This window comes from Pseudoalteromonas sp. SANK 73390 (assembly GCF_054966645.1).
This window is the reverse complement of record NZ_ARPN01000200.1, coordinates 1-13,051: the sequence shown is the minus strand read 5'-3', so window position 1 is coordinate 13,051 and position 13,051 is coordinate 1. Positions and strand designations below refer to the sequence as shown.

Here is a 13,051-nt window from a genome sequence, read left to right as displayed (position 1 = left end):
CAAATCGTTGCTTGAAATAACCTGTCGAACTTTAAGGTCTAGTATACAGATTGAATATAACAGGAATAGATTTATGATGAAGCGATTTATATACGCATCTATATTGCTAATAGCTTCGGTATCCGCTTGGGTCACAGCACAAAGTACGTCAGTTTCGCCACCAAAACAAGCCAGCTCGCATATCAAAACCATTGTGTTGGGCTCAGGGTGCTTTTGGGGGGCAGAAAAGCGCTATGAAGCAATGCAAGGGGTATTAGATGCGGAGTCTGGCTATGCTGATGGAACTGGTTTTAAAGCCAGTTACAGAGCCATAACACAGGCGAGTCGCCGCTTTGATGAAAATAATTATGCAGAAGTGGTAAAAGTAACCTACAACGCTAACATGCTAAGCACAGAGCAGTTACTAATGCACTATTTTGAGAGCCATGATCCAACTCAAAAAAACCGTCAGGGTAATGATGTGGGAACCCAATACCGTTCAATTATTTTATTTAGTGAACAATCGCAGCTTGATATTGCACGTTCGGTTACAGCGCAATATCAAACATTGTTAAGTGCAGCGGGCTTTGGTGAAATTCAAACTAATATAACAACACTTAAAGCATTTTATTCGGCCGAAGAATACCATCAAAATTACTTGGCTAAGAACCCTGACGGCTATTGCCCCGACCATTCAACAGGTGTGGTGTTTAAAAAAGAGGCTAAACCAAATGCAATAAACAATGATGCATTGCAAGCGGGAAAGCATATTATCGTAATTGACTCTCAAAATTACTGTCCATACTGTGAAAAGTTAAAAAAGACGGTGTTGAATGACTATCAAGGTAATATTGCATTGCACTTTAGGTATGCCAGTCAATTACAAGGTTTGGAACTTAAAACACCGACATGGGCCACACCGACTATTATTTTCATCGAACAAGGGAAGGAAGTATTTGCGCATCAGGGAATTATGAGTAAACCAGATTTTTATCGTGCATTAGGTGCGTTTAAACTGGGTGACACAGAAGCCTATAAAGTTGCCTTTAACAGTGCTACCGATGCACCTTTTTGTAAGCAGTATGATTTATTTAAAAACAGCGGTGAAGGTATTTTTATTGATAAGCTCAGTGGTGCGGCATTATTTGATACTAAAGATAGATTCAACTCTGGCACCGGGTGGCTGTCATTTAAACATCCTGTGGCGGGCAGCGTGACTTATCATAAAGATAATAGCCACGGTATGCGCCGCACTGAGCTTCGTTCTAAAACCAGTGGTATTCACCTTGGGCATGTATTCAAAAATGAAGGGCCTGGTGGGAGCGATCGTTATTGTATTAATGCAACCGTGCTTGATTTTATACCTAAAAGCTAATGCTTAATGTTAATACCCAAACGCGGCATAAAAAAAACCCCTCGTGAGAGGGGTTTTGGGTAACTCAGCGCCATTGGCACTGGGAATGAGGTCGGTACATGGTGTTAGGCAAACTGCATTTGGGGAGTATCGCCATTGACGATTAGCTTACCTGCTGTTTTGCTTATAATTTCATCAACACTAACACCCGGCGCACGTTCTAGCAAATGGAATGCGCCGTCTTTTACTTCTAGCACAGCTAAGTCAGTTACGATCTTTTTAACACAATTCACACCCGTTAGTGGCAAAGTACATGCCTCTAACAGCTTTGAATCGCCGTGCTTGCTGGCGTGGGTCATTGTAACAATAATATTTTGTGCGCCGGCTACTAAATCCATTGCACCACCCATGCCTTTTATTAACTTTTTCGGGATCATCCAAGACGCGATATTGCCTTGCTGATCAACTTCAAATGCACCTAGAACCGTCAAGTCTACATGACCACCCCGTATCATGGCAAAACTATCTGCACTATTAAATATTGCTGCACCTGTCGCTGCTGTCACGGTTTCTTTACCCGCATTGATCATATCAGCGTCAACTTGATCCTCTGTTGGGTACGGTCCCATACCTAATAAGCCATTTTCAGATTGCAGCATTACTTCAATACCTTCAGGTACAAAGTTAGCAACCAATGTAGGAATACCTATTCCTAAGTTAACGTAATATCCGTCTTGTAGTTCTTGAGCTACGCGCATTGCTACTTGTTCACGTGATAAAGCCATTTTATTCTCCTTATTTACGCGTAGTAACACGCTCAATGCGTTTTTCAAAGTCGCCTTTGATCACGCGGTTAACGTATATGCCGGGGGTATGAATTTGGCTTGGCTCTAATTCTCCTGGCTCAACAATTTCTTCAACCTCGGCAACGGTAATTTTTCCTGCTGTTGCTGCCATAGGATTAAAGTTCATTGCGGTATGGCGAAACACCAAGTTGCCATAGCGGTCAGCCTTCCATGCTTTAATAATGGCAAATTCACCCGTGATAGATTCTTCAAGAATATAAGGGCGACCATCGAACTCTTTTACTTCTTTGCCTTCAGCTACGGGTGTACCGTAACCTGTTGCAGTATAAAACCCTGGAATACCCGCACCACCTGCGCGCATTTTCTCCGCAAGCGTACCTTGTGGTGTTAGCTCAACATCAATGATGCCATCTAACAGTTGTTGTTCAAATAAAGCATTTTCACCAACATAAGACGCAATAATTTTTTTAATCTGACGGTCATGCAACAGCACACCTAAACCAAAATCATCAACACCACAGTTATTAGATACGACCGTTAGTTCTTTGGTTTTTTTACGCTTAATTTCGTTGATCAAGCCCTCTGGAATACCACACAATCCGAAGCCACCCGCAATGATGGTATCACCATCTTTAATTCCATCCATTGCTTCGGCGTAGCTTGTTACTACTTTATCGAAACCGGCCATTAGCCCACTCCTAAAGGTTGTTTATTATGTATTGAGCCCAAAACGAAGTAGGGCACAATGATTGTTCGTTTTTAGTACGTTGAACTATATACAACGTATTTGGCACTGCTTTTTGCTGCACCTAGCACTTCGCTTGTAAAGCCAAAGACACTTTGCTAATAGGCTGCTTATTTAATGCCTCGCAAATTGCCCAGCCAGCTTTGGCTAGTCTTTCTAAATCAATTAGGGGGTCAATGCCAAGCCCTTGCAGTAAGTAAACTACATCCTCGGTGGCAACATTTCCTGACGCGCCTTTGGCGTAAGGGCAGCCACCTAGGCCTGCAACTGCGCTATCGATGGTCGCAATACCCATTTCAAGCGCTTTACTAATATTAGCTAAGGCTTGGCCGTAGGTGTCATGAAAATGTACCGCAAGCTTGTCAGCACTGATGTGTTCGAGCAATAAGCTTAATAACGTATGTACCTTATTAGGAGTGCCGACGCCAATCGTGTCACCTAGGCTAACTTCATAACAACCCATAGCCAACAATTGTTTACACACATCCAATACTGCTTCTGGTTCGACCTCACCTTGATAAGGGCAGCCTAAAACACAGCTCACGTAGCCGCGCACTTTTACACCGTTTGCTTTGGCCAGTTCAACCACAGGTTTGAAGCGTTCGATACTCTCATTAATTGAGCAATTGATGTTTTTTTGAGTAAATGCTTCGCTTGCTGCGGTAAAAATTGCAAACTCTTTAATGCCTACATCAAGGGCGGCTTCGGCACCTTTTAAGTTCGGGGTCAATGCGCTAAAAGTAACATTTGGGTGTTTTGCAATGCCCTTAATCACCTCACTAGAGTCGGCCATTTGTGGCACCCACTTAGGAGAGACAAAGGCACCGGCTTCAATATCACGCAAGCCCGACTCTACCAGTGCATTAATTAAAGCGATTTTTTGCTCAGTGGTGACACTGACTTCATTTTGTAGGCCATCTCGAGCACCTACTTCGACGATTCTAACTGCACTAGGATATGCCATATTACGCCTCCAAAGGCTCAACAATGGCAAGCATATCGCCATGACTGACCAGTGCACCTTCATCAAAACAGTAGCTTGTCAGGGTGCCATCAAACGGAGCATTCAGCGTGTATTCCATTTTCATTGCTTCAATTACAACAACCGCATCACCTTTGCTTACTGGGCTGTTAAGTGCCTGTAAGTGTTTTACCACGGTGCCATTAAGCGGCGCGGCAAGCGGTGCTGCTTCATGTTCATGGTCACTAATATAATGTTTAGACTTAAGTTCAAAGCTATGCGCATATGCTTGATACATCACAGTGATAGCGTGTTCTTCAACTAAGACATTGGCGGTATACTTTTTACCATCGATAACTGCACTGAGCAATGTTCCATCTAAAGTAGCGCTTAATTCGATGGTTGCATCATTTTGCGTAACATTAATGGTGTGAGCGTTTAACGTTGCATGAACTGGCTTATCAACAAAAGGCACAATAACCTTTGCAACTTGGTTTAACCTAAAACCAAGCGTACTTTGCCAAGGTGTATTGTTTGTTTTTGGTTGCGCATGTTTTATAAAAGCAGCCAGTGCAAGTAGTTGCAATTGAGCTTCGGGGATTGGTTGCTGCGTTAACGTTTGCGTTTGGCTATCAATAAAGTGCGTATCAGGGGCGCCTGCCATAAAAGTAGGGTGGCCGGCTAAATAATGTAAAAATGCAACGTTACTCTTCACACCCGCTAAATGTACTTCTTCTAGGGCGTGGTGTAGTTTTAATAGCGCGGTTTGTCTGTCTGGTCCGTGTACAATCAGTTTGGCTATCATAGGATCGTAGAACGAGCTTATTTCAGCACCTGATTGTACGCCAGTATCAATACGCACGCCTTCACTTTCTTGCGGGAATGATAGATGCGTTAGCTCACCAGAGAACGGCATAAAGTTTTCACGAGGGTCTTCTGCATAAATACGTGCCTCGAAGCTATGCCCCGTTAAGTTGATGTCTGCTTGTGTCAATGGCAGTGGCAGGTTGTTAGCAACACGAATTTGCCATTCAACTAAATCAAGGCCAGTCACCATTTCTGTTACTGGGTGCTCTACCTGTAGGCGAGTGTTCATTTCCATGAAGAAGAACTCATCACCACATAGTAAAAATTCCACGGTCCCAGCGCCACGATAATTAATTGCTTGTGCACAACGTACTGCCGCTTCACCCATCTCTTTGCGCAGCGCATCCGATAAACCGGGAGCTGGAGCTTCTTCAATGACTTTTTGGTGGCGGCGTTGTAGTGAACAGTCGCGGTCGCCTAAATAGACACAGTTACCGTGGCTGTCTGCAAACACTTGCACTTCAACGTGGCGAGGGGTATCTACATAACGCTCTAAAAGTACTAAATCGTTACCAAAGCCTGCTAATGCTTCACGTTTTGCACCATCAAGTAACGCTAAAAACTCTTTGCTTTCGCGTACTACCCGCATGCCTTTGCCACCGCCGCCAAAGGCCGCTTTAATCAGTACTGGGAAACCAATTTTTTTAGCTTCTGAAGCTAAAAAGTCGCTGTCTTGCTTTTGGCCATAGTAACCTGGTACCAGTGGCACATTTGCCTGTGCCATAATTTCTTTGGCGCGAGTTTTTGAACCCATGGCTTCAATTGAGCTGGCAAGCGGACCAATGAAAGCAATACCAGCTTGCTCACATGCATTGGCAAATTGGTCGTTTTCAGATAAAAAGCCATAGCCCGGGTGAACACAATCAGCGCCAGAGAGCTTGGCGACTTGCAATATTTTGTCTGCAACTAAATAAGAGTCTTTACTCGGTGCTGGACCAATATGATAGGCTTCGTCGGCTTGTTTTACATGTAACGCATTGGCATCAGCGTCTGAGTACACAGCGACGGTTTTTAAGCCTAAGCGCTTAGCGGTTTTCATAACGCGGCAGGCAATTTCACCACGGTTTGCAATGAGGATTTTTTTTAACATGTTTGATCCTTTACTGTTTTGCCGCGTTTTGCCAACTTGGCGCACGCTTTTCAAAGAAAGCGGTTAAGCCTTCTTGACCTTCTGGGCTAACACGAATTTGTGCAATGCGTGAAGCAGTATGCGCAATTAATGGCTCATCTATCTCTTTATTAGCAACCTCATTGATTAAAGCTTTTGCTGATTGCACGGCTTTAGGGCCGTTATTGAGCAATGTATCAATAAAGTATTGTTCGCTTTTTGCAAGGTCATCGCTAATATCATGAATTAGTCCAAGTGCCAGTGCTTGCTGTGCTTTAAATACTTCAGCGGTTAAAAAATACCGACGAGCCTGTCGTTCACCAATGGCTTTGATCACATACGGGCTAATTACTGCAGGTATTAACCCAAGTTTTACTTCGCTTAAACAGAATTTAGCGTCGGGGGTGGCCACAGCGATGTCACAACAAGCAATTAAACCAAGCGCTCCACCAAAAGCAGCGCCTTGCACTAAGCACAAGGTAGGGTGCGGAGACGTTGCCAATACCGACATCAATCTGGCAAGCTGTGCAGAGTCCGCAACATTCTCTTCAAAGTTGTTGTTAGCCATTGACTTCATCCAACCTAAATCGGCACCTGCAGAGAAGTGTTTGCCCTGTGTTTTGAATATCAGAGCACGAATATCTAAGCTGTTTGCATGTTCAATGCATTGGATCAACTCGTTAATGACCGAATCGTCAAAGGCATTATGTTTTTCGGGACGACTTAACTCTAAAATCGCCACTTTTGTTTTTGTTATCGTTAAAGTGACTGACATAGCCTGCTCCTGTTACATTCTGAAAATGCCAAATTTTGACTCTTTACTTGGTGCATTGGCTGCTGCTTCAAGTGCTAACCCTAACACGGTACGAGTATCGGCAGGGTCTATAATGCCGTCATCCCACAAACGCGCGCTGGCATAGTAGGGGTGACCTTGCTTTTCGTACTGCTCAACAATGGGCTTTTTGAACTTGGCAACTTCTTCGTTGTTCATACTCTGGCCTTTACGTGCTAAACCATCTTGACGTACTTGCGTTAACACGCCCGCTGCTTGCTCGCCACCCATCACTGAAATTCGGGCATTTGGCCACATCCACATCATAGTCGGTTCATAAGCGCGACCACACATACCATAGTTACCTGCGCCGTAAGAGCCACCAATCAACACTGTGAATTTAGGTACATCTGCGCAAGAAACCGCAGTTACCATTTTAGCACCATGTTTAGCAATACCTTCGGCTTCGTATTTTTGACCGACCATAAAGCCTGTGATGTTTTGCAAAAATAGCAGTGGAATGTCGCGTTGAGCGCACAGTTGAATAAAGTGTGCGCCTTTTTGTGCAGACTCAGAGAACAAAATACCGTTATTTGCCACTATGCCCACAGGATGACCATAAATCTCAGCAAAACCTGTCACTAATGTATCGCCAAAGTAGCGCTTAAACTCATCAAATTGAGAATCATCAACGATACGTGCAATCACTTCACGTACATCAAATGGCTTCTTCAAATCGGTGCCGACAATACCGTACACTTCACGAATGTCGTAACGCGGTGGCTTTACATCTTTTAATATCGGGCGAGTGGGGCGTTGATGGTTAATGCGCGCAATACATTGGCGTGCAATTGACAGAGCATGCTCGTCATTTTCAGCATAGTGATCTGCCACACCTGATGTTTTACAGTGCACATCAGCACCGCCCAAATCTTCTGCACTTACTTCTTCACCTGTTGCTGCTTTAACCAGAGGTGGACCTGCTAAAAAGATAGTACCTTGCTCTTTTACAATAATACTTTCATCGGCCATTGCAGGAACATAGGCACCACCTGCAGTACACAAACCCATTACTACCGCAATTTGTGGAATACCTTTGGCTGACATACGTGCTTGGTTATAAAAAATTCGCCCAAAATGCAGTTTATCTGGAAATACTTCGTCTTGCTCAGGCAAATTTGCGCCACCAGAGTCGACCAAATAAATACATGGGAGGTGACAGCGTTCAGCAATTTCTTGTGCGCGTAAATGTTTTTTAACAGTTAGCGGAAAGTAAGTACCGCCTTTGACGGTGGCATCGTTGCCAACAATCATACATTCAATGCCTTGCACGCGACCAATACCTGCCACAACACCTGCACAAGGTATGTCTTGTTCATACACGCCAAATGCAGCAAATTGAGAGATTTCTAAAAAGGGCGAGCCTTCATCGAGTAGGGTATTAATACGGTCACGGACGAATAATTTTCCACGGCTTTGATGACGAGCGATGAGTGCTTCACCGCCACCTTGAGATAATGTAGCGACTTTGTCGTTTAAATCAGCAACCAGCGATGCCATGGCATCACTGTTTGCTTTAAACTGACTGTCGTGAGGGTTAACTGAAGAGTTAAGTACAGTCATGAGATAATTCCTTAGCGGCTTTCTGTGAAAAGCTCTCGACCTATGAGCATTCGGCGGATTTCTGAAGTTCCCGCGCCAATTTCGTATAATTTTGCATCACGCAATAGGCGGCCAGTTGCATATTCGTTGATATAACCGTTACCCCCTAAAATTTGTATGGCATCAAGCGCCATTTTAGTGGCAAGTTCTGCTGCATATAAAATTGCCCCTGCAGCGTCTTTACGAGTCGTTTCACCACGGTCGCATGCTTTAGCAACTGTGTATACGTATGAGCGAGCGGCATTCATTTGTGTATACATATCAGCAACTTTGCCTTGAATAAGCTGGAACTCGCCAATTGACTTGTTAAACTGCTTCCGTTCATGAATATAAGGCACAACAATATCCATACATGCTTGCATGATACCAAGCGGGCCAGCAGCTAATACAACACGCTCATAATCTAAACCGCTCATGAGCACTTTAACGCCTTCATTTAGGTTACCCAGTATGTTTTCTTCGGGTACTTCACAATCTTCAAATACCAATTCACAGGTGTTTGAACCGCGCATACCCAGCTTGTCTAGTTTTTGTGCTGTTGAAAAACCAGGAAAGTCTTTTTCAACTAAAAATGCGGTGATCCCTTTAGAGCCAGCATCTAAGTCTGTTTTGGCGTAAATAACTAATACATCAGCGTCAGGGCCGTTAGTGATCCACATTTTATTGCCATTTAAAATGTACTTATCGCCTTTTTTCTCGGCTTTAAGTTTCATTGATACCACGTCTGAGCCTGCATTAGGCTCACTCATAGCTAAGGCGCCAATGTGCTCACCGCTAATTAGCTTAGGAAGGTATTTGCGTCTTTGTGCGTCGTTACCATTGCGATTAATTTGGTTAACACACAAGTTGGAGTGTGCACCGTAACTCAAACCAATAGAAGCACTGGCACGGCTAATCTCTTCCATGGCAATAACGTGTTCCAAATAGCCCATACCTGCACCGCCAAACTCTTCAGGTACGGTAATGCCTAGCACACCCATGTCGCCAAATTGTGGCCATAATTGATTTGGGAAGTTATTGTCTAGATCTGTTTTTTCGGCAATTGGCGCAATTTCTGCACTAGCAAAGCTATTAACATGATCACGGATCATGTCAGCAGTTTCACCTAAGCCAAAGTTCATTTCTTTATATAAAGATACGGTGCTCATAATAGTCATCCTGTGAGAGATTATTCTTCTAAATTTTTTAAGGTGTCGCGGCAACGGCGCTCGGCGGTAACCAGCTCCATCAACACAACTTTAATGTCGTCCATTTGCTGACTTAAATCAGCTTTTTTCTCTTCAATAAGTTGCAGCATGGTTGAAAGCTGTTTGGCGCTGGATTTGTCGGCATCATACAACTCAAATAAGCGGCCAGTCTCAGCCAATGTAAAGCCCAAACGCTTGCCTCTTAAAATCAACTTTAGACGCACTTTGTCGCGCTTAGAGTAAACACGGGTTTGACCGTGACGTTCGGGAGATAGCAAGCCCTGATCTTCATAAAAGCGTATACTTCGCGTTGTAATATCAAACTCTTTCGCTAAGTCGCTGATCGAATAGGTTTCTTCGTTTTGGTTATCTTGCATGGTAATTTACACGTTGACTTCAATACTGATTAGACCAATATAAGTGAAGTTTACGTAAAGGTAAAGTTATGCGTGAAAATCATACTTTAGTAGTAGTAGGGTGGCTTGTGAATTATATCACAAAAAACAACCCTGAAACATAGAAGCTACGGCGTTTGGAAAGCAAAGTGTGCAACTAATGTTTACAAATTCAACGAACGCAGTTTGCTTGATTTTAGATTTACGTTGGCGTAAACGTAAATATTATGTATGCTCAAATTAATGAACAAATCGTTTAAGCAGGGTGCCATATTTTCTGGTATCTGTGAATAGGAGTTTAAAATGAGTAATGATGCAGTAGTCATCGTAGCCGCAAAGCGTACCCCAATGGGTGGCTTTATGGGCGCATTATCCGGTGCCAGTGCAACGGACTTAGGCGCAAGTGCAATTAAATCTGTTATGAATGACACGGGCTTAAGTGACGCGTCGATTGATGAAGTGATCATGGGATGTGTGTTACCTGCGGGCCTTGGCCAAGCACCTGCACGTCAGGCAATGCTGCATGCTGGGCTTGCTCGCTCGACGGGCGCGACGACTATTAACAAAGTATGTGGTTCAGGTCTTAAAGCAGCAATGCTTGCGCATGACTTAATTAAAGCGGGTAGCATCAACACTGCGCTTGCTGGTGGTATGGAAAGCATGACTAACTCGCCTTATTTCATTCCAAAAGCGCGTGGCGGAATGCGTATGGGTCATGGTGAAATTAAAGATCACATGATGTCTGATGGACTGGAAGATGCTTATGACAACAAGGCCATGGGATGTTTTGCACAAGATACAGCGGATCAATACGGCATTACTCGAGAGCAAATGGACGAATTTGCACTTGACTCATTAAGTAAAGCAAATGCGGCAATTGAAAATGGTAGTTTTGCTGGTGAAGTTGCACCTGTCACGATTAGCGCTCGCCGTGGAGATGTAGAAGTAACTATCGATGAGCAGCCTGGCAATGCCCGTCCTGAGAAAATCCCTAGTTTACGTCCAGCTTTTAAAAAAGATGGTACGGTGACCGCAGCTAACTCATCGTCAATCTCTGACGGTGCAGCTGCATTGATTTTAATGAGTGAGTTAGAGGCCAAACGTCAAGGCCTAACGCCACTGTGTAAAATTGCTGCACACGCGACACATTCACAACTGCCTTCTGAATTTACCTTAGCACCAGTAGGTGCAATGAACACTTTACTTGAGCGCACAGGTTGGAGCAAAGACGACGTTGATCTTTGGGAGATTAACGAAGCATTTGCCATGGTAACTATGTTAGCGATTAACGAAATGGGCCTAGATAGCAGCAAAGTTAACGTTAACGGTGGCGCATGTGCATTGGGTCATCCAATTGGTGCAAGTGGCGCACGTATTTTAGTGACGCTTATTCATGCGCTTCGTAATCGTGGCCTGTCAAAAGGTATTGCATCACTGTGTATTGGTGGTGGCGAAGCGGTAGCGCTGGCAGTAGAAGTTTAAATAAAACTCTTATGGCACCAAAAATATTAGGCAAAATAATTATTACAGCCTTTGGTGCCTTGACACATAATCTGGGGAGGAGTGCTCCATGCACCAAGTACCTTTATACATCAACGGCGAATTCACACAATCATCAACCGATAAATGGATTGATGTTGTAAACCCTGCAAATCAAGAAGTACTGGCCAAAGTGCCTTGTGCAACAGAGCAAGAAATGCGCGCAGCAATTAACTCTGCACAAGAGACGTTTAAAACATGGAAAGAAATTCCGGTTACTGAGCGTTCGCGTATTATGATGCGTTATGCTGCTTTATTAAAAGAGCATCATGATGAACTTGCAACCATTATTTGTCATGAGCTGGGTAAAACTTTTGAAGACGCTAAAGGCGATGTTTGGCGTGGTATTGAAGTCGTTGAGCAAGCAGCCAACGCGCCGTCTATGATGATGGGCGAAACGGTAGAAAACGTAGCACGTAAAATTGATACATACTCATACATGCAGCCGCTAGGCGTATGTGCGGGTATTACCCCGTTTAACTTTCCGGCTATGATCCCACTTTGGATGTTCCCAATGGCGATTGTGTGCGGTAACACCTTTATTCTCAAACCATCAGAGCAAGACCCATTAACGCCAATGCGTTTAGTTGAACTATTTGAAGAAGCGGGCGCACCAAAAGGCGTACTTCAGGTTGTTCATGGTGCCAAAGAGCAAGTAGACCAAATTCTAGAAGCGCCAGAAATTCGTGCTATTTCGTTTGTAGGCTCATGTGGTGTTGGTCAATACATTTATTCAAAAGGTACGCAACACTTAAAACGTGTGCAAGCCTGTGTTGGCGCTAAAAATCATATGGTGATTATGCCTGACTCGAAAAAAGAGCGCTTGATCAGTAATCTTGTAGGTTCATCAGTGGGTGCGGCAGGTCAACGCTGTATGGGTATCTCTGTTGCGGTATTTGTTGGTCAATCAAAAGAGTGGATAGATGACTTAAAAGAAGCGCTATCAAAAGTTCGCCCGGGTGTGTGGGATGACCCACAAGCAGCGTATGGTCCGCAAACTACGCCACAAGCCAAGGCACGTATTTTGTCATTGATTGAAGGCGCAAAACAACAAGGAGCAACTTGTTTGCTTGATGGCTCTGACTGTACGGTAGAAGGTTATGAACAAGGTAACTGGGTAGGCCCAACGTTGTTTAGCGATGTAACTACCGATATGGACCTGTACAAAGAAGAAATATTTGGCCCTGTACTGGCGTGTATGTTTGTAGATACGCTTGATGAGGCAATTGCGCTTATTAATGCAAGCCCATATGGCAACGGGACGTCGTTGTTTACATCAAGTGGCGCAGCGGCACGTAAGTTTCAGCACGAGATTGAAGTGGGCCAAGTGGGTATTAATGTGCCAATTCCTGTGCCATTGCCATTTTTCTCATTCACTGGTTGGAAAGGATCGTTCTATGGCGATCAGCACACCTATGGTAAGCAAGGCGTACGTTTTTACACTGAAACTAAAACCATTACCTCACGTTGGTTTGAAGACGATATCGCTTCAGGTCCAAACATGAGTATTAACCTGAAGTAATTCAGTGTTTCAAAAACACTAGGGTCTGTTGATCTTTGAGGTATGAATTTTGTTCAAATCAAAGGCTTTCATTACGCGAAATGAGCAATGCAGCATAATAGTTTATGTCAATTGCGAATGACAAAGTAGTGGAAGCCTTTGGTTGAACCCTTTA

The 13,051-nt window shown here is 43.9% G+C and carries 11 protein-coding genes; 3 read left to right on the top strand and 8 right to left on the bottom strand.

The features are described from left to right. Positions 1-73 precede the first annotated feature (73 nt). Positions 74-1,354 carry a peptide-methionine (S)-S-oxide reductase MsrA gene (gene msrA / locus SANK73390_RS21745; protein WP_462768388.1) on the top strand — a complete coding sequence of 427 codons (1,281 nt, stop codon included), beginning with the start codon at positions 74-76 and terminating at the stop codon, positions 1,352-1,354. A gap of 104 nt (positions 1,355-1,458) precedes the next feature. Here msrA and SANK73390_RS21740 read toward each other — a convergent pair whose 3' ends face one another. From SANK73390_RS21740 to SANK73390_RS21705, 8 genes are all read right to left on the bottom strand, one after another. Beyond that, a complete protein-coding gene (locus tag SANK73390_RS21740; RefSeq protein WP_462768387.1) occupies positions 1,459-2,118 on the bottom strand; it encodes a CoA transferase subunit B in 660 nt (219 codons plus the stop codon). A gap of 10 nt (positions 2,119-2,128) precedes the next feature. Further along, positions 2,129-2,827, bottom strand: coding sequence for a CoA transferase subunit A (locus SANK73390_RS21735; RefSeq protein ID WP_261593571.1), 699 nt, complete (start codon positions 2,825-2,827; stop codon positions 2,129-2,131). Between the two features lie 121 nt (positions 2,828-2,948). Beyond that, positions 2,949-3,848: a hydroxymethylglutaryl-CoA lyase gene (locus SANK73390_RS21730; protein WP_462768386.1), complete on the bottom strand. Its 900-nt coding sequence runs from the start codon at positions 3,846-3,848 to the stop codon at positions 2,949-2,951. A gap of 1 nt (position 3,849) precedes the next feature. Continuing rightward, entirely contained in the window at positions 3,850-5,802 is a 1,953-nt protein-coding gene (locus SANK73390_RS21725) for an acetyl/propionyl/methylcrotonyl-CoA carboxylase subunit alpha (protein WP_462768385.1), read from the bottom strand. Between the two features lie 10 nt (positions 5,803-5,812). Beyond that, positions 5,813-6,595 (bottom strand): enoyl-CoA hydratase-related protein, encoded by a 783-nt coding sequence (locus SANK73390_RS21720; protein ID WP_462768384.1) that lies wholly within the window; start codon positions 6,593-6,595, stop codon positions 5,813-5,815. 12 nt (positions 6,596-6,607) lie between these two features. Further along, a complete protein-coding gene (locus tag SANK73390_RS21715) occupies positions 6,608-8,215 on the bottom strand; it encodes a carboxyl transferase domain-containing protein (protein WP_261626608.1) in 1,608 nt (535 codons plus the stop codon). A gap of 11 nt (positions 8,216-8,226) precedes the next feature. Continuing rightward, positions 8,227-9,402 (bottom strand): isovaleryl-CoA dehydrogenase, encoded by a 1,176-nt coding sequence (locus SANK73390_RS21710; RefSeq protein ID WP_261593576.1) that lies wholly within the window; start codon positions 9,400-9,402, stop codon positions 8,227-8,229. A gap of 20 nt (positions 9,403-9,422) precedes the next feature. Continuing rightward, positions 9,423-9,818 (bottom strand): MerR family transcriptional regulator, encoded by a 396-nt coding sequence (locus tag SANK73390_RS21705; protein ID WP_261593578.1) that lies wholly within the window; start codon positions 9,816-9,818, stop codon positions 9,423-9,425. Positions 9,819-10,139: 321 nt separating this feature from the next. Here SANK73390_RS21705 and SANK73390_RS21700 point away from each other — a divergent pair, with 321 nt between their 5' ends. Further along, entirely contained in the window at positions 10,140-11,318 is a 1,179-nt protein-coding gene (locus tag SANK73390_RS21700) for a thiolase family protein (RefSeq protein ID WP_462768383.1), read from the top strand. A gap of 88 nt (positions 11,319-11,406) precedes the next feature. Continuing rightward, entirely contained in the window at positions 11,407-12,897 is a 1,491-nt protein-coding gene (locus SANK73390_RS21695) for a CoA-acylating methylmalonate-semialdehyde dehydrogenase (RefSeq protein WP_261593580.1), read from the top strand. Positions 12,898-13,051: the final 154 nt, after the last annotated feature.

Coding starts and splice junctions, on each gene's coding strand:
- SANK73390_RS21695 (WP_261593580.1), top strand. CDS start 11,407: ATGCACCAAGTACCTTTATACATCAACGGCGAATTCACACAATCATCA.
- SANK73390_RS21740 (WP_462768387.1), bottom strand. CDS start 2,118: ATGGCTTTATCACGTGAACAAGTAGCAATGCGCGTAGCTCAAGAACTA.
- SANK73390_RS21720 (WP_462768384.1), bottom strand. CDS start 6,595: ATGTCAGTCACTTTAACGATAACAAAAACAAAAGTGGCGATTTTAGAG.
- SANK73390_RS21725 (WP_462768385.1), bottom strand. CDS start 5,802: ATGTTAAAAAAAATCCTCATTGCAAACCGTGGTGAAATTGCCTGCCGC.
- SANK73390_RS21705 (WP_261593578.1), bottom strand. CDS start 9,818: ATGCAAGATAACCAAAACGAAGAAACCTATTCGATCAGCGACTTAGCG.
- SANK73390_RS21735 (WP_261593571.1), bottom strand. CDS start 2,827: ATGGCCGGTTTCGATAAAGTAGTAACAAGCTACGCCGAAGCAATGGAT.
- SANK73390_RS21715 (WP_261626608.1), bottom strand. CDS start 8,215: ATGACTGTACTTAACTCTTCAGTTAACCCTCACGACAGTCAGTTTAAA.
- SANK73390_RS21730 (WP_462768386.1), bottom strand. CDS start 3,848: ATGGCATATCCTAGTGCAGTTAGAATCGTCGAAGTAGGTGCTCGAGAT.
- msrA (WP_462768388.1), top strand. CDS start 74: ATGATGAAGCGATTTATATACGCATCTATATTGCTAATAGCTTCGGTA.
- SANK73390_RS21700 (WP_462768383.1), top strand. CDS start 10,140: ATGAGTAATGATGCAGTAGTCATCGTAGCCGCAAAGCGTACCCCAATG.
- SANK73390_RS21710 (WP_261593576.1), bottom strand. CDS start 9,402: ATGAGCACCGTATCTTTATATAAAGAAATGAACTTTGGCTTAGGTGAA.